The sequence below is a fragment of the Aneurinibacillus sp. XH2 genome (assembly GCF_001439585.2).
Classification (GTDB): Bacteria; Bacillota; Bacilli; order Aneurinibacillales; family Aneurinibacillaceae; genus Aneurinibacillus; species Aneurinibacillus thermoaerophilus.
On record NZ_CP014140.1, the window covers coordinates 3,222,961 to 3,241,125 of the forward strand.

Here is an 18,165-nt window from a genome sequence, read left to right on the forward strand (position 1 = left end):
AGCCGATGATAAAATCCCCAATATAGCCGGAATAAAATTCCCCAACCTACAATAAGAACCATAGACATCTGAGAGGAGCTATGGTTCATGATTACGAGAGGGGAATTTTTTATGATCAAGGAGTTATACCGGAAAGGAATGTCTATCTCTGACATTGCCCGGCAGTTGGGGATTGATCGAAAAACAGTTCGTAAGTATCTTGGGGAAAACTCCCCGCCTTTGAAAAAGAAACGAACGAGCCGAGGAAGTAAACTAGACCGCTATAAAGACTACTTGCATAAACGCATGATAGAAGATGGTGTGTTTAACAGCGAGAAACTGTATGGAGAAATCCAGAGCCTTGGTTATACAGGGGGAAGAACGATCCTGAAAGACTACATCAAGCCCTTTCGGGATACGCATAGAGCGAAGTATACCGTACGGTATGAAACGTTGCCTGGAGAACAGATGCAGGTAGACTGGAAAGAAATTGGCACCGTGATCCTACATGGCGAACCAGTCAAGCTGACAATGTTCGTTGCCGTATTAGGATACTCCAGAATGAAGTATGCAGAAGTGACAACGTCTCAAGACCAGGAGCACTTGATGCAGTGTCTCATTCATAGTTTCAAGTATTTTGGCGGTGTTCCGCAACATATCTTGTTTGACAACATGAAGACTGTGACAGATGGACGGGAACAAGGTGTGGTGAAGTGGAATGAACGATTTGCGGAGTTTGCCTCTTACTACTCCTTCACTCCGAAGGCTTGTAAGCCCTACAGGGCTCAAACAAAGGGCAAAGTAGAGCGAGCCATTCAGTACATTATAAATTCATTCTATGTAGGGACATCTTACGATTCGGTAGAGGATCTGAACCAACAGCTTCTTCGATGGCTGGATCGCGTTGGAAACCGCAAGAAAAACGATACGACAGGGGTTTCTCCGCAAGAGCGTTGGGCAGAAGAAAAGCTTCAGCCGATTCTCCAGAAAGCGGACTATGACACAAGTTATCGTTCCTATCGCAAGACGCATTTCGACGGGACGTTCTCCTATCGTGGCGTGAAATGGATTGTGGATCCAGAGTACTCACAAAAAGAGATACTGGTCAAAGAGTCCCTAGATGGACAAGTGACAGCCTACTATCAAGGAGTGCGCATCTCGTGCAAACAGCTTCACGAGAACGTGATTTTCCTTCCGCAAAAGCAAAATGAGAAACAGGACATTGGAGTTGGCCGCTCTCAACCCGCTTCTCATTTTGAGGTACATACTCGTTCGCTTTCTGAATATGACGAGCTCACCGGAGGTGAGATGTCATGATGGAGAAAATCGAAGAGTACTGTCAAAGATTAAATTTACCGACCATATGCGATATGTGGTCGGAAGCAGCAGAACAAGCTGCCAAGAATAATGTACCATACTCTGCGTTTTTATTCAGCCTTCTAGAAGCAGAAATTGCGCAGAAGCATCAACGTACAACGGAAACGTTACTCAAGTTGGCGAAACTACCGTTTCGCAAAACGTTGGACGAGTTTGACTTCTCTGTGCAGACTTCTGTAGATGAACGGCGTATTCGAGAATTGATGACCCTTTCATTCTTGAAACACAAAGAGAACCTCATCTTTCTTGGTCCTCCCGGCATTGGGAAAACACATCTTGCCGTTTCCATCGCTCTTGAGGCAATTGGACAAGGGCATAAGGTATATTTCATTACAGCACAGGAGCTAATCTCCCAGTTACGAAAAGCGGACCAAGAAGGAAAGTTGGAGAAAAAGCTTCGCACATTCGTAAAGCCAAGTTTACTCATTGTGGATGAGATGGGTTATATGCATCTAGAGCACGGAAGTGCCCACTATCTTTTTCAAGTCATCTCTCGCCGCTATGAACGTGGTTCTATCATCATGACCTCCAACAAGTCATTTGGTGAATGGGGAGAAGTATTGGGAGATCCAGTTATTGCGACAGCGATGTTGGATCGACTTCTGCATCATTCTCGTATCTTTAACATGAAAGGTGAAAGCTACAGATTACGGGAAAAGAAGGCTGCATCACGAAAACAGAAGGGTTCGTGAGGAGCCCTTCTGGGGAATTTTAAAACGGCGATTTTGGGGAAGTTATAGCCGGCCTTGACAGTACTGAGGGAATAATCGTATTTATTGTTAATTGTCAAATGTATTTTGCCTTTTTAGGTGTTAGTAAAACCCAACCGACTTAATATTAGATACTACAAGCACGCTTTTGCTAAGCCCCGACAATATCTTCCGAATTCTTGTTAATCTCGTCGATAATGCGAATAATTTTCCGCGCATCGTCCATGTTATCTTTAAAAAGTTCGACAATGCCGCCTGCGGTTTTAAATGGTTCTTCCTGCAATACTTTTTTATCCATGACTCCGTTTCTAACGAAGTAATCAATAATCAGTTTGACGAAGCGGCTTTGGTTGATGTTAAGTCGTTCACTAGATAAAAACTCGGAAAAGGCCTCATTAGCCGCTTGCGGGTCAAGACCAACAATTTGACGAACAAGTTTCGTCACTGGTGTTTCCCCAAACTCTTTTTGATAATCTTCCTTTGTGCCAAGCTCGTTCCATAGAATCTCTTCTAATGCTTTTAAATCTTGGGCTGTTAACTTTTTGTTGTTTCTTAATTTGTAAATTGCGATTTGGTCACGGTGTTCATGAAGGTAATGGTGAACTTTTTTTCGATAGCTTTGCAGGTCATTGACATCAAACATCGGGCCGTTTTCTTTCACTTCTAAGATTTCGTCTTTAAAGTTCGTGTAATAAATTTTTTGCGTCTCTTTTTCAAGGAATTTGACTAAATCACGTAACGCTTCGCGAACAGTTTCTAATTCAAAAATATCAGCTTCGCTCCAAAACTCTTCTGTTTGTACTTTTTCAATGATATATTTTTGTTCTACCACTTGAGGAATTGAACCAAGCCTGGATAACGCTTCGGCGGTTCGGATGACGCTTTTAATCGGCTTTGTCGCATTTTTTGTTTGCAGTTTTGCCAACTCAATCGTGTACATAAGTAAATCAAAACGTTTCGCAAATTCGTCATCGTTCAGCGGAACAATGAGCGGCGAGATGTATTTTTTGATCTCATTTACATCCATCGCTGCTAAAGAGTCCCACTTGGCTCTATTTTTAAACTTGTGCACATATTGAATATGTTGGCGTACACGGAAGTTTTCTTCGTTTAGCTTATTGATTTCGGCTAGTACCTCATCAATGAATTCATTGCGATGGGCAATATACTCTTCTTCTTGATATTGTAAATGTTGCAGTTCTTTAATGATTTCAACTTTAGAGTTAAACAAACGCTCCGTTAAGCTTTCCACCGCTTTTCCTTCGATCCCTTTTGGGTTTTCTCGGAAAAACTCGAAGTTGCCGCAATAGTCGAAAATGAGGAAGTGGGTTTTATCTTGATCGATTCCTAATAAGTCTTTACATAAGCGGGTTCCGCGCCCAATCATTTGCCAAAACTTTGATTTGGAGCGTACTTTCTTGAAGAACACAAGGTTCACAACTTCTGGAATATCCACTCCAGTATCAAGCATATCGACCGATACGGCAATTTGCAGCAGTTTGTTGCGGTCAGAAAAATCATCGATTAACGTTTGGTAATAGTTCACACTGTAATCAATAACCCGTGCGAAGCCACCTTTGTACTCAGGAAACAATTGATCAAAGCGCTGTACAATTCTTTCCGCGTGACGATGGTTTTTCGCAAAAATAATCGTTTTTCCAAGTTTGTCTCCACCTTCAACGCGAATTCCTTTTTCCATCAAATTTTTAAGCACGGTATCGATCGTATCGTCATTAAACAGCCATTCATTTAATGCCGCGCTGTCAATATCCTCGCCTACTTCATCATCAAACGTTTCTTCGTATCGTTCTTTTTCTTCCTCAGATAAGTCATCATAATGAATACCTTCTTCAAGAAACTTTAGTTTTGTCTCAATCGTACGATAATCAACTAAATATCCATCTTGAACCGCTTGATCTAATTCATAGGCATAGGTCGGTACACCGTTTTCTAAATCGAACACTTCATATGTATTGCGGTCAATTTCGTCCTTCGGTGTTGCGGTAAGCCCGAGTAACATCGCATCAAAATAGTGAAAAATCGCCCGATATTTTTTATAAATGCTTCGATGAGATTCATCGACGATAATTAAATCAAAATGCCCAACCGTAAAGAGACGTTTTCCGTCTTTTCGTTTCGCTTCGTCAATCGCGTTCATCATCGTCGGATAAGTCGAAAACACCATCCGGCTTTCTTCCGGATTATCTTTATTATCAAGTAAATTACAAAGCGTTAAATTCGGCAGCAAATGACTAAAATTATTTTTTGCTTGCGTTACAAGCGTTTTGCGGTCAGCTAAAAACAAAATATTTTTCACCCAATTGTGGCGGGTGAGCACATCAACAATCGAAATCGCCGTCCGTGTTTTGCCGCTCCCTGTCGCCATGACAAGCAATGCTTTGCGCCGTTTTTTCTCAAGGGCGTCACATACGGCTAAAACCGCTTCTTTTTGGTAATAGCGGTTTGTAATATTGTCATTGATTTTTACATTTTTTAACGGCAAATTCATTGTGCGGCGATCGATCAGTAAGCGTAACTCTTCTTTATTATAAAAACCGGAAATTTTCCGCGCCGGATAGTTCAGATCATCCCAAATGTTCGTTTCAAAACCGTTTGTATAGAAAATAATCGGGCGTTGGCCGTACATTTTTTCGATGCAGTCGGCATATAGTTTCGCCTGTTGCTTTCCTTTGTTCGGGTCAGCGGTTGTTCGTTTCGCTTCGATGACCGCAAGCGGTTTGCCGTTGTCGCCAAAAAGGACGTAATCGACATAGCCGATTCCTTCCTGATTCGGCATGCCAACAACAGGGTATTCAATGACAACATCCTTTTTAAATTCCCAGCCTGCAAGCTTCAAGTCCAAGTCAATATATTTCTTTCTTGTTTCAAATTCGCTTGATTCATCGACTTGGAAATCGTACTCTTTCGTGTTCGCTTCCCGTTTGGCTGTGAGAAGAGCGCGCAGCTGTTCGTTTTCTTTCATCATCTCTTCAAGACGCTTGTCTTTCGAGCTTAGCCGTTCGTATAAATCCTTTAATTCTTCCGGACGCTCACGCTTTTCCTCGCCGATTTGCAGCAATGATTCATCAAAGTCAGCAGCAGTATATTCATCGGAATAACAATAATCAATCCAAGAGACGAACTGATGAAGATTGTGAAGGGAAAGAATTGCTTCTTCTCTCGTAATCATCGAGTTCGTGTGAACTGCGACATTTCCAAGTTTGACAATGTAACGCAATAACGGTAATAAATCTTCGTCAATGATCGACAAAAATCCATGATGATGAATCAAGCTTGAAAGGTTGTCCTGATAAGGAGCTTTCAAGGCGCTGTCAAAGCTGTATACCCACTTTACCGCAAGTTCCAGCGCGCGGCGCGTCAAAATCGCACACGTCGCCGGGCTGACAATCAAAGCTTTTTCGGCTTCTAGACAGGCATTCGTAAAGCTCTCATAATGTGGCTTCTCTACTAAAAAATGAAAATTGGATAGCAACAAACACCCCTCCCGTAATCGAAACCATTTCTCTCTATATTTGTTAATCACTAAACAATTCTCCCTTAAATGCACGTTGCATAAGGGAGTTGAAGTTATTCTCTAATTCATTTAATTGTTGTAAGCATTTATTTTTCTCTGCTAGAACTTTATAAAAGATGTTGCTAAACTCCTTTTGCTTATTTATTGCGGGAACTGGTACTAATATTTCTTTAATTTGTTGAAAATCGAGATTATCAGCTGTAACTGATCTAACTCGGTTTAATAAAACTTTCTGGTAAAATTCAAAGAAATAAAGTAAATATTCAACAGTTATCTTATTTTTATCCACTACAAAAGCCTTCATATCTTGATTTACTGTCACTTCTCTAGTATTTATCGCTATAGGAAGCTTTTTCTTTAGAATCCCACTTCTGATAACCATCAAAAGTGAATTAGGTGGGATTAACTTAGCTGAACTATTTGCTATTGCATCCTCATTAATATGATCAATACTATCATTTATAACAATATCCTTCATATCCTTTGGGGTTACCCAAGGTATATTTCCTATATAGTATTCCGGATTACTTTTTGATGGTGTACCCCCTCCAAAAATGTGAACACATAATTCATGAAGTGGTTCTGTTTTAAACCCTAAAGAATTTTGCACTGGATCGCCAAACATCTCCAAAAACACACTTTGCGTTAACTGGTCTAACGCTTCAATTTGGGCTTTTCGTTTGTCGATGAGTTCTTGGGCTTTGTCTAATGCTTTTAAAATCTTTATTTGATTTTCTATATCGGAAACCGGTATCTTAATATTCTCTATATCTTTTTTACTTATAGCTTTAAAAGTACTTCCTGTCCCCATATTTTCTATTTCATTTTTCTTATAGTTTAGTGCATAAAATAAATATTTATAGTTAATCATATCATTATTCGCTCTGATAGCAGCCAATCCCCTACCAATACAGCACTTTGTATTCGCAATATTAACATCTCCTACAGGTGCTCGTACTGACATTAATATATCGTTTTTATTTGCAATTTTTAAAGGTGCAGAACAATAAATCTTGGGAGTTGGATACAGTTTTCCAAAATCAGCTTTCCCCTGAAAAAAAGGCAATCCTTCTTTCCTATTATTATATGTATCAGAAGAAGGAGATTGTCCCATGATTATTTCACATACTTCTGAAACTCTTTTATACTTAATTGCAGTCATAATGCTTTACCCTCTAATCATTTCTTTCAATTCTTGTAGTCCTTGCATAATCTCTTTTTCCAACGCTTCTACTTTTTCAAGAATCGCACCCGGTGCTTCATACTGTATTTCTTCATACTCAATCTCTTTATATTTGTTAATCGAAAGATCATAGTCGTTTTCACGAATTTCTTCCACCGGCACAAAAAACGACTGCTCCGTGCGTTTCCGTTCTTTTTCTACTTCAAGATTATTGAATCTCGCAAGAATATCCGGAATGTCGTTTTCTTCAATCGGGTTGCGTTTATCGTCTAACGAATAGCCATCCGCTTTCATGTCGTAAAACCATACTTGATCCGTACCGCCAGCACCTGTCTTCGTGAAAATCATAATCGCCGTCGAAACGCCCGCATATGGTTTAAATACGCCGCTTGGCATCGAAATAATCGCTTCTAATTTATGATTTTCCACGATTTCTTTGCGAATATCTTTATGCGCTTTCGAGCTTCCAAATAACACTCCGTCCGGCACGATGCACGCACAACGTCCGCCCGTTTTTAAAATGCGCAAGAATAAGGCCAAGAATAAAAGCTCGGTTTTCTTTGTCTTGGAAATCTTTAATAAATCACTTGAAACCGCATCATAATCTAACGAACCTTTAAAAGGCGGATTGGCAAGAACAAGCGTATATTTGTCTTTATCTTTGTTTTGCTCAGATAATGAATCACGATATTCGATATTCGGATTTTCAATACCGTGAAGCATCATGTTCATCGCACCGATGCGCAGCATCGTACGATCCATATCAAAGCCGTGAAACATATGGTTATTAAAATGTTCTTTTAAACTTTGGACTAAAAATAAGTCACTTCGCTTATCACGCAGATATTCACCTGCCGCTACCAGGAAGCCCGCAGAACCAGCCGCCGGGTCAACAATAATATCTTCCGGTGTTGGTTTTACTAACTCTACTATCATTTTGATAATATGACGCGGTGTACGGAATTGACCGTTCGTTCCCGCTGTCGCAATTTTTGACAACAAATATTCGTATAAATCTCCTTGTGTATCGCGATCTTTCATCGGGATATTGTCGATACCATCCACAATTTTTGAAAGCATTTGCGGTGTAGGAATCATAAAAATCGCATCGTTCATGTATTTGGCGTACGCAGAATCTTTATTACCATGCAGATTTTTAATAAACGAGAATACTTCTTTTGATACGATTTCGTACATTTGCGTAGCTTCTAAGTTTTTAAACTTGCTCCAACGCAAGTGTTGTTTATCTTCAGGAAAGATTGGTTCAAAATCAATACCTAACAGACCGGCTTCCTGTTCATTTTTTGCTTCCACTTCGTCAAGCCCTTTAATAAATAAAAGATATGTAAACTGCTCAATGACCGTCAGCGGATTTGTGATCCCGCCTGTCCAAAATGTTTCCCATATTTTATCGACTTTGTTCTTTAATTCCCCTGTAATCATGCAACTACCCCCTTGCTATTTCCAGCAAACAAAAAGAGGCCTCAACATTCATCCTGTGTAAAAATAAATGTACCACCAACGATTTTTACGCAAAGGAGAATGTTGCATGCCTCGTACGTATAGGTTAGCATATCAACAAAAAATCAGCAATGTATTACACAATCTTCCTCCATATAATACACCGCAACTTCTTATTCTTTTTTTCATAATACAATACAAAGTTTCTTTAATTATTGACTGCGCCAAAAAAGCAATCCAATTGTGCCCGTTAGCTCAGTAAAAATTTTACGTTACGAACAACAATCTTTGTGAAAAGAGCCTTTAGCATTTATTAATAACTATCCATTCAATAGCCATCTTTCCCTTATCACTATAAAAAAGAGATGCAGATTAGGTAAATACGGAGGCAAAAAATAAGTAGAGTTGCTGGCGATGCTCTTTCAAAAAGGGGCATCTCCAAACTGAACTGTCCCTTTAAATTTGATATTTAATTGGCACTTTCTTCTTCAAGCGTAACTTCATTTTTTTATGGTCTTTCCATCCAAAATAATATTTACGAGATGGATCTTCCTTACATACAACATATACTTGGTAAGGGAACTCTCCACCTTTAAAATAATTATATACTACACCACACCTATATCTTGAAAATCACTATATTTATATCTATTTTCTTACAATTCCATTGATACAGCAGTTAATAACTGTTCTCTTTCCTCCAATTGTCCAACAATAACAGTTTTTTGATAAAATAAATAGGCTAAAAATCCTAAAATGATAACAAATAAAGCTAAAAATAGCCATTTTACAATTTTTTCTTTTTCATCTATTTTCCCCTTCTTAGATCTTATTATCATAAAAATTGCATCTGCTTACATAAAAAGATATACCTTATGTTACTTTTTTCAAAAAAGGGGGGTATAACAGAAAATCAAAGTTTTTTAACAGAGAGGGGGGACCTTCTTATACGCCTTTTTTGCGACTAAATCCTTCTTTTGTTTTAACATGATGCATCCGAAGCACAAGGCCAGTTGCGGCAGAACATATTTTTAAAATAAAGGACTCAATTAGGAAGAACTTTTTAAAGTTAAGCAAATTCGCACAACAATTTTGGTCTACCCCCAAAATTTGTCCCAATTTATAATAAATAATTTGAAAGCACCTTTATATAAAACTCAACTGTCGCTCCGCCTTTTTCGTTGTTGTATGCCCAAATCTCTCCATCATAATTGTTTACAATTTTTTTAGAAATATAAAGACCTAAACCAACATGATTTTTATATTGATCATCTTGATAAAAAGCCTTGAACAAAACGGATGTATCTTTTTGCTTAAATCCGATTCCCGTGTCCATGCATTTAAAATAAATTTTATTACTATGTCCATCAGCTTCATCATGGACCTCAAGTTTAATTTCTCCACTTGTTGTAAATCTTAGGCTATTATATAAAATATTATCTAAGACCCTCATTAACATTGCTTCGTCAAGAAAATAAAATTGTTTGCTTAAATTGACATCAAAATTAATTTTTACGGATTTTTTATTATAGGCCATTGTTGATATCTCTTGCTTTTTCTCTTCAAGCATTTTGTTTAAATCAATTCTTTTAATATTCAACAAGAAGTCTGCTTTTTCTACTTTATATAGTAACGACAAATTGTCTGTAAGCATGCTCATTTTACTGCAATTCTTGCGGATAATATCTAAATGGGGAGTAATATCAAAATTATCAAGGTTTTTCAGAGCAGCAATTAAATCCATTTGTCCTTGGATTACGGTTAAAGGAGTTCTTATATCGTGGGCAATCGATGACACCATTATTTTACGTTCATCATCAATCTTTGATAAACTTTCAATCATATCTTTAAGGGCGCTAATCATTGTATTAAAAGAATCTTGTATCCTTATAAACTCTTGCCTTTTAAGTCCATGGACCTTAAAGTCAAAATCACCGTTCGAAATTTTATCTGCGGCCTGAAGCAATACTTTAATATTATTAAACAATGATTTATACAGCTTAGATGTAAATAAAATTAAATAAATAATAAAAAATATTAACGGAGAAATCAGCAGCACAATATAAATGAATACCACTCCGAGGCGATCCTTATTATTAATTATGAACCCGAAAGGAGCTTTCAGCACATACACCGCTTGAATAGAGTTATCATGTTTAATAGGTATAAATTTGTAAACATAACTTCCTTTTACAATCTCATGATTTATAACTTCACCGATATCTATTTTGTCCCCAGCAACTCCCTTATCGCCATACATATGATTACCGTTGATGTCCAAAACTTCCCCCTGAATTTTCTCGCTATAGGACTTTATATCAATTAATCGCCCCATTAAAATGGATGCTGAGTTTTCTTCAATCTTTTCTTCAATTAAATCCAGATATTTAACAAAATAATCCGTCGGTTTGATCGTATTATTATTTGTAAACATAAATATGAATAATAATAAACATAAATAAGTAATAAGTGAGGATATAATGGTTGACAAGAAGACCTTAACAACTAATAAATAAAAATCCCTTTTTATTGTTTTATCTTTTTTCATATGTAACATCCCATTTATAGCCTAATCCATATAATGTTTTAATATAGGAAGTTTCTTTATCTAAAGATCTTATTTTCTTCCTGATATTTTTAATGCTCTCTGTAACCGTTTCTAACTGACTTTCCGAATCCAATCCCCATACACGTTCAAATATTCTTTCTTTAGAGAAAACCATATTTTTATTCAACATTAACAATTTAATGATTTCATACTCTTTTTTTGTTAACTGTAATTTAACACCTTTACAAAAGACTTCGTTAGCTAAAAGATCTATCGTAATATTTTTAGAACTTAGAAGATGCCTATCATTCGATCTGATCCGCTCTTCTCGTCTTAAATGGGAATCTATTCTTGCCTTTAACTCCTTTAAACTAAAGGGTTTAGTCATGTAATCGTCTCCGCCTATAGAAAGGGCTTGAACCTTATCTTCCTCCAGCGTTTTTGCGCTAACAAATATGATAGGACAATCCACTCTGTCACGGATAATGCCACACAATTCCATACCGTCAATGCCTTCCATCATAATGTCCAAAATAATCAAATCAAAATTATTATTGATGATTTGTAATGCCTCGGTGCCGCTATGTACAATTTCAACAATGTAATTATAAAGTTCCAAATATTGTTTTATCGTGAGACAAATATCTTCATTATCATCAACGACTAAAATTTTCTTTTTATTCATTCTTCCATATCCCACCTTACAGATCATTGGAATTAGAACACATTTTTTAACGTGTTCAATATCTATGCAGATAGGGTACCCTCTTAACGTAATCAGAGAATACCCTGCCTTTTTCTTAGTCTGATTAAACAATAACAGTACTGTATGATTTAATTTTAAACTTCAGATAATAGAAATGCACAGTCCCAAGGCGTTTTTTTACCGTTTTGTATAGCTAATATCGTCAATAAAATTCCTGCTGTTCCATCTATTAATCCAACGTAATCATAATAAACCCTGTTTTCTTCGCTCCCCTCAATATTTTTAAAACCAAAAGGAAATTCATCATTATAAAATTCCATTATATCATTCGCTAATTTGAGGGCTGTTTCTCTAAAATAGCTTAAATTCGTTTCTTCATAAAATCTATTGCAGATATACGCAACACCTGATAAACCATGACAAAACGAAGGAGAATAAATATCGTAAAGTCGTTTGCTTGCTATTTCCATTCCACTGACGGCGCAGTCAATATATGATTGATTATTTAGCGTTTTTCCCGCTATAAGTAATGAATAAGCAACACCGGGAGTTCCGTAGCACCATGCATCTCTTGTATTTTTGTTTAGGATAGATCCTTTTTTGTATTCTTCCAGAGAAACGTGTGTGCCCCAATAAGCCTCATTTTCTTCCTTAATACGAAATTTGATAAGAAAGTCGGCTATTTTTTTTATACATTCATCTTGTCCATCTACATAAATATTAAGTTTTTTTGCATTGCATAAAACGATTAATAAAGCAGGTATGCCATGAGACAAACCAATGTTAAAGAAACCGTCGGGCCAATTTCTTTTATCCCTTTCCGAAAAATAATTTTCAGGAGGAATATACCATCCCGGAGCTTTTATATCTTCAATCTGTTTGTCTTGGCATAAGTCTACAATATATTTTAAGATTAAAGATATACTTTTTTCCATTTCTTGCGGGAATAACATACAGTAACTTGCTATACCCGCGACTCCAGAAATCGCATCATAATCATCCATATTCGGATACTGTTTCTGTTTTAAATAATCTATGATCGATTCTATTCTTTCATCTATTATCTGGTTAATATTAGAGATAAAGTTTTGATATCTTTTCCCTTCTTTAGATAAGCATACTGCAGCCAGACCGATACCGGCCAATCCGCTAAACATGGATAAAGAGGAGAAACCATTTTGATTTATTTGTTCACCAATCCTTTTCATATATTGATGCCCTAATACATCCCAATCTTCATCGGGATATTGCTCGCTCAATTCACCGTATAGCGCGCATAAAGCCGGTAAACCATGGCTTAAACTCAATTCATTAAATGGATTTATACTCCTATTTCCTATTTTAATATAATTATTTGGATGATTAACAATACACTTCATATTCTCATAATCCGATAATTTTTTTGCGATATTACAAACTAGCTCTTTCACTGAGACGTTCATATTCCACCTCGTTTTGCAAAGTTTCTAATTCATACATTCTTCTGTATAAATCATTATTATTTAAAAGTTCATGATGAGTACCTATCCCGATTATTTCACCATCGTTCATTACCACAATTTTATCAGCAAGCTTTGCCGTAGATAGTCGATGTGATATAAATATACCGATTCTATCTTTTGTCATATTGATAAACATATCAATGACTTCTTTTTCTGAAATGGGATCCAGCGCTGAGCTTGGTTCATCTAATATATATACAGACGCATCCCTAAAGAACGCTCTGGCAATAGCCACCTTTTGCCACTGTCCTCCCGAAAGCTGCACGCCGTCTACAAACCATAAACCCATCTGAGTATTCAAATCCTCGATAAAATCTACCTGCGCTCTTTCCATGGCTTGTTTTATTTCCTTATCATTATCAATTCGTGTGATATCGCCGAACCCCACATTTTCCCTTAATTTCAATTCATACTTGACAAAATCTTGGAATAACACCGCGATGCATTTTCTTAATTGTGCTGTATCCAAATCATTTATAGATACATCGTTATAATAAATACTGTCTTCGTCATGATCGTATAGTTTCAATAAAAGTTTTATAAGAGTACTTTTCCCCGAACCATTAGCACCGACGATTGCTATTCTTTCACCTTTATTGATCTCAAGGTTAATATTTTTTAATACAACTTTAGGATTGGTTGGATAACTAAACGTTAAATTTTTTATCTTTATATTTTCGATTTTGTCTATTCCTAATGCTAATCTATCATCTTTATTCAATACTTCCTCTTCTAAATCCAAAAATTCGAATAGTTGATTAATATATAAATTATTTTTATACAAAGAATGAATAGTATTTAGTATCTTTCTGGAATTATTTGAAATTAAGTTTAACGCCTGAATAAGCCCAACGACATTACCAACAAGTATTTCACCTGCCAACGCTGAGATGATGATAATAACCAATACTGTATTTATACATATTTGTTCTACGACCTCAAATATAAATGTAAAAACTGTTCTTCTTTTAAAAAGCTTAATATCCTGTTTAACAAACTTTTTATTAATTTCTTTAAATTGTTTTAATATATATCCAGCAAGGTTATATAATTTTACTTCCTTGAAAGTGTTATCTCTTGTCATTAAGTAGGATAAATACCATGATTTTCTTTTTTCCGGAGCACGCAGCCAACTGACATTAAACTCTCTTTGACCGATTTTAAAAAAATAAAAAGAAAAAATTACCGGTATTATGATTAATATAATCAATACCCAAGGTTTCCAATTTATTAGGATCATTACTGATGAGAAAAGTGTTACAATAGCAGATATTGTACTTAATATTGACAAAAACACTTCAAATGGTTTGTACGGTGTTTCATTTTGAACTCTTTGCAACTTGTCATAAACTTCAGCATCCTCAAAATGTCTTAAGGGCAGTTTTGTACACTTGTCCATTACTTTTAAATTAAGTTTGTAATTGAGTAAAGTTTGAAATTTATTTTGGTAATATTCCGTAAAACTGCTGATAATCTCACTGAATAAGTTGGCAAAAATATAAAAAATTAATGCGGATACGATAATGCGAATATTTTGGAACCCGATTGCATTAAGTAAATTTTGCGAACCGAATAATGTAATAATAGGCGCGATCCCCATTAATAAACTCAGGAAAATAATGATAAAAAAACTTTTGCTGTCTACTTTCTTTATGAGAACAAGCGTCTTGGGAACCATCTTTATTGAATTAATTATATCTTTTACGGTAACGTGATCATCATACTCTTTTATATTCATAGTATTTTCAATCCTCACATGCTAGAATTAAACCTTATTCCAGCCATAAAGGCTTTTTTCGCTTTCAGAAGTGTAACCTGAGTTAACAGGAGATAACTTGCCGAACTTTTGCCGCTGGATTTCGTTTTTAAAAAAGCTTTAACATGTGAAACCTTCATTTGTGCAAACTCCAAGAGCTTGCACAAATGAAGGGTCAAACCTGCATTTTTAATTTTTCCGCAATCTTTATTTTTCCAATACCACTTCATTTAGTTTAATGTATTTTAATGCGTATAAAGTATGCGCAACCAATGTTCGGATTTTCTTTTCAAATTCCCGATCGATCCCGAATAACCTGTTACAGTGTAAATGAATCACGCTGTCTAAGATGGATAATTCCGATGAAGCTTCCAGACCTTCCTTGATCTTGCTTGCATACTCTTTTATGCTTCTGTTTCTCTGATTCAAAATATTTAATAATAACATCCCCTCTTCACTTTCTCTTAACCCCTTCCAATTATTGTCGGTATTACATGCTTTCATATAAAAAGAGCGATTGCGTTTGAAATCTTCCCGATAGTCCTGTTTATTTATTTGCTGTTGTAAGAAATCCAATTGACTTTCATAATCTAAACCGAACTGTTCCATATAATGAATGATAGAAATCATTCCGATAACTTCATCGCTAAAATTAATATTTTTTAAACGTTTTAGTCTTAACATGTCTTCTACTACTATGCTATCAAAACAAAATAAGGTTTCTGCAAAATTTATCAATTCAGTTCCGCCATAACGTTCAATTTCTTTTTCATAAGAATCAATGGAAAAACGATTTAGCAACCCTTTTTCGATTAAAGTTCGGAGCCATTGTTTGATGTCGGGATACATACTTAACAGTTTCTCTTCACTTGCATTGAACCTTAATCTTATATGTTGTTCCGGGTCGGCATATCGCATAAAAAAGTATTTTTCAATTTCGCCTTTAGCCAACTTATCGCGACAGTATTCCGAAATATGAAAGGCAATTAAATCATCCGCGCTGGAATTGACTCCATACAATTTTAGATAAATCCAATCTTCAAAAGGTAATTTTACTCTTATATTTGATAAACTGGAGATATTATTTGATTTTTTGGGTTTTGAATACATATCGTTATTTTTTTGTTTAACTTTAACTAACGGAATAACCAATTCACAAATATATTCTTCCTCAGCATGATCTTTAACAAGATTATAACCAGCATCTTCATAAGAACTTAATATGATATTTCCAAATCTGTTATTAAATTGGTGATGAAGAATTCTCAAACAATTTTCGTCCTCAGTATTTAAAAGAACCCGATTATCTGCAAAAGTTAAATAAACATATTTCGGTACATTATAATCTAAACAAAACTTCTCGAAAAGTTCTTTAAATTCCGCAAAATCTATTTTGTTCTTTGTATTGATAATCTTATTTATCACCCATTTTTGCGGTGATATAATGAAATTCTTATATTCAATTTTGGGGATGTAAGGATAGTCAGAAAAGATCGTATCCCAAGGAAAATTATACCAAATCTTTTTACCGTCTAAACTTACATCATACAGGAATCGAATAGCATTAGGGGCTGTTCGCGTATTCAGCATATTATTCATAGTAATAATTAATTTTTTATCTAGCGATTTGCTTTTTGCATAAAAAATATCATTTTCTATACCGATCAGAATATCATTTAAACTTAACCTATGAGATTCATCTCTGCTGCTGTTTGTAAATAAAGCGAGTTCATATTCACTGTTGTGAATATTTCTGGTTACATTTGCATTTCTTGTTTCATTTGGCAAATAAACGATTTCACAAGTTACATAATCATCAAAATCATTATTCAGTTCCAGAATTTCCTCGTTTAATGTCTCGAATAATTTCTGCTCGCCTTCCATCATATAAGAAAATCTTCCAAAACTTTTCCCTGCATGTGTAGATCCTAAATTAGGACCAAGATAATATTTAAAATTATTGTTATCAAAATCTTCCTTAGAATCACATTTCATTATTACGTTTATGTCTAATGAGTCAGGGATACTGTTGTAATCATAATCATCCAACCCTAATTCTTTTATCTCTTCATCAATTATCGTTATACTTTTATTATCTTTAACCGCCTGTACATATTTATTAAAAAAATATTCTTTTAATTTCTCATCGGTCAAATGATTTATAACTCCAACTTCTAGTTTTGAGTTTTTGGGATTTTCATAATCCAAAGGAGCACCTATACCAAAATCATTATCAAGCATTTCCAGTAAAGGTACCTCTCTGTCCACACCATATTTTTCGATAAATTCTTGCTTATATCTTGAAAACGGAGAATCTGTTTGTTGATAGGTCATCGAAAAAGGCAAAAGTATACGCATCAATTGATTTAAATCTTTTATAACTTGTTTGTTAAGCTTCTTTTCTTTTAAATTTAATTTCGTATCAACTTGCAATACATATTCTGTCTTTGCCAATTTAGCCATTTTCCTGTGCAAATCTTTATATATTTTTTCACCTTCACCTAAAGGCGTCATGGTATATCTGTGAATGTAATCTTGAATATCAATTAACTCATTGACCAATTCTTCTATATTACTTTTTTTCAATTCCTTTATAAGATAATCAAGTTGATCCATCACAGTTAATGGCGGTTGAAGGTTAGAAATTAAAAACTCATTTTCTATTAATTGTTTTAAAAAATTATCAATTCTATCTTCAGCTGTATTTTGAAATTTTTTCATTAATTCTTTTTTTAATTTTTGGTAAGGTATCAAATTAACGGCCAATTTATACGTGATTTCAAAAGGCGAGGTTACTCTGACACTAATTTCATTGACTTTTTTGTCGCTGTCTTTTAAAGTCGAATGTAATAAAAATGCGCGTTCTCCTTTAAAAAATATACTGTCGTTAATCTTAAACCATAATTTATCATATTGTTCTTTTTCTAAATTCTTCACGATCTTCATTAACCATTCTAAATCCGGTCTGGCAAATTTCTTAAAATTATTTGCGCCATATTTTATAGAGGTATTTTCTTCTGTATATTCACCAAAATCTATTCCTGCAAACAGACCGAATGGCGTAGGTCTCGTACTCATTCTTATTAGATACTTATAAATTGCTTTAAGAAAATAATCATACTTTTTTATTTCCTTTCCGTTACAAAAATCAATCAATTTATTATATAAACTTTTACTTGCGACTAATATACTTTCTCTGAATACAGGATTATTACAAATCTCCAATAGATGATCTTTAATTTCTTTATCGGTAAGTTTCTTATCAAAAAATTTCAAGTAATTATTCACTGATAGTACCGGCGTTCTAATCATAAACGTATCGATGTCTTTGAATATAAGATCTTTCATAAAACACAGCCTCCCAATCAATACTTCACGATCTCCCTTAAGTTGTATACATTTGCATAT

Annotated in this window: 12 protein-coding genes; 2 read left to right on the forward strand and 10 right to left on the reverse strand. The window is 35.2% G+C overall.

Translation table 11 applies throughout. The features are described from left to right. Positions 1-87 precede the first annotated feature (87 nt). On the forward strand, positions 88-1,296 hold the full coding sequence (istA, locus tag ACH33_RS16020; RefSeq protein ID WP_057897356.1) for an IS21 family transposase: 1,209 nt from the start codon (positions 88-90) through the stop codon (positions 1,294-1,296). After that, positions 1,293-2,048 carry an IS21-like element helper ATPase IstB gene (gene istB, locus ACH33_RS16025; protein WP_057897355.1) on the forward strand — a complete coding sequence of 252 codons (756 nt, stop codon included), beginning with the start codon at positions 1,293-1,295 and terminating at the stop codon, positions 2,046-2,048. Before istA ends, istB begins: the two co-directional genes overlap by 4 nt. Positions 2,049-2,217: 169 nt before the next feature. Here istB and ACH33_RS16030 read toward each other — a convergent pair whose 3' ends face one another. The 10 genes from ACH33_RS16030 to ACH33_RS16070 all read right to left on the reverse strand — a co-directional run bounded on the left by ACH33_RS16030 (position 2,218) and on the right by ACH33_RS16070 (position 18,105). Next, positions 2,218-5,559 carry a DEAD/DEAH box helicase family protein gene (locus ACH33_RS16030; RefSeq protein ID WP_057899903.1) on the reverse strand — a complete coding sequence of 1,114 codons (3,342 nt, stop codon included), beginning with the start codon at positions 5,557-5,559 and terminating at the stop codon, positions 2,218-2,220. A gap of 43 nt (positions 5,560-5,602) precedes the next feature. Then, on the reverse strand, positions 5,603-6,763 hold the full coding sequence (locus ACH33_RS16035; protein WP_057899904.1) for a restriction endonuclease subunit S: 1,161 nt from the start codon (positions 6,761-6,763) through the stop codon (positions 5,603-5,605). Positions 6,764-6,769: 6 nt separating this feature from the next. Next, a complete protein-coding gene (locus ACH33_RS16040) occupies positions 6,770-8,227 on the reverse strand; it encodes a type I restriction-modification system subunit M (RefSeq protein WP_057899905.1) in 1,458 nt (485 codons plus the stop codon). Positions 8,228-8,901: 674 nt separating this feature from the next. After that, complete coding sequence (locus tag ACH33_RS16045; protein WP_057899906.1) at positions 8,902-9,084, reverse strand: hypothetical protein; 183 nt, start codon at positions 9,082-9,084, stop codon at positions 8,902-8,904. Between the two features lie 281 nt (positions 9,085-9,365). Then, positions 9,366-10,793, reverse strand: coding sequence for a sensor histidine kinase (locus tag ACH33_RS16050; protein ID WP_057899907.1), 1,428 nt, complete (start codon positions 10,791-10,793; stop codon positions 9,366-9,368). Further along, positions 10,780-11,478: a response regulator transcription factor gene (locus ACH33_RS16055; RefSeq protein WP_057899908.1), complete on the reverse strand. Its 699-nt coding sequence runs from the start codon at positions 11,476-11,478 to the stop codon at positions 10,780-10,782. The genes ACH33_RS16050 and ACH33_RS16055 overlap by 14 nt, the downstream gene beginning before the upstream one ends. 155 nt (positions 11,479-11,633) lie before the next feature. Then, positions 11,634-12,929 carry a lanthionine synthetase C family protein gene (locus ACH33_RS16060; RefSeq protein WP_236781913.1) on the reverse strand — a complete coding sequence of 432 codons (1,296 nt, stop codon included), beginning with the start codon at positions 12,927-12,929 and terminating at the stop codon, positions 11,634-11,636. Further along, positions 12,910-14,739, reverse strand: coding sequence for an ABC transporter ATP-binding protein (locus ACH33_RS16065; RefSeq protein WP_057899910.1), 1,830 nt, complete (start codon positions 14,737-14,739; stop codon positions 12,910-12,912). The genes ACH33_RS16060 and ACH33_RS16065 overlap by 20 nt, the downstream gene beginning before the upstream one ends. Positions 14,740-14,753: 14 nt before the next feature. Beyond that, positions 14,754-14,987, reverse strand: a complete 234-nt coding sequence (locus ACH33_RS19735; RefSeq protein WP_162265051.1) for a hypothetical protein — start codon at positions 14,985-14,987, stop codon at positions 14,754-14,756. Beyond that, the gene (locus tag ACH33_RS16070; protein WP_057899911.1) at positions 14,965-18,105 is read right to left on the reverse strand and encodes a lantibiotic dehydratase; all 3,141 of its coding nucleotides are present in this window, start codon (positions 18,103-18,105) and stop codon (positions 14,965-14,967) included. The genes ACH33_RS19735 and ACH33_RS16070 overlap by 23 nt, the downstream gene beginning before the upstream one ends. Positions 18,106-18,165 lie beyond the last annotated feature (60 nt).

Coding starts and splice junctions, on each gene's coding strand:
- istB (WP_057897355.1), top strand. CDS start 1,293: ATGATGGAGAAAATCGAAGAGTACTGTCAAAGATTAAATTTACCGACC.
- ACH33_RS19735 (WP_162265051.1), bottom strand. CDS start 14,987: ATGAAGTGGTATTGGAAAAATAAAGATTGCGGAAAAATTAAAAATGCA.
- ACH33_RS16065 (WP_057899910.1), bottom strand. CDS start 14,739: ATGAATATAAAAGAGTATGATGATCACGTTACCGTAAAAGATATAATT.
- istA (WP_057897356.1), top strand. CDS start 88: ATGATTACGAGAGGGGAATTTTTTATGATCAAGGAGTTATACCGGAAA.
- ACH33_RS16055 (WP_057899908.1), bottom strand. CDS start 11,478: ATGAATAAAAAGAAAATTTTAGTCGTTGATGATAATGAAGATATTTGT.
- ACH33_RS16040 (WP_057899905.1), bottom strand. CDS start 8,227: ATGATTACAGGGGAATTAAAGAACAAAGTCGATAAAATATGGGAAACA.
- ACH33_RS16070 (WP_057899911.1), bottom strand. CDS start 18,105: ATGAAAGATCTTATATTCAAAGACATCGATACGTTTATGATTAGAACG.
- ACH33_RS16035 (WP_057899904.1), bottom strand. CDS start 6,763: ATGACTGCAATTAAGTATAAAAGAGTTTCAGAAGTATGTGAAATAATC.
- ACH33_RS16045 (WP_057899906.1), bottom strand. CDS start 9,084: ATGATAATAAGATCTAAGAAGGGGAAAATAGATGAAAAAGAAAAAATT.
- ACH33_RS16050 (WP_057899907.1), bottom strand. CDS start 10,793: ATGAAAAAAGATAAAACAATAAAAAGGGATTTTTATTTATTAGTTGTT.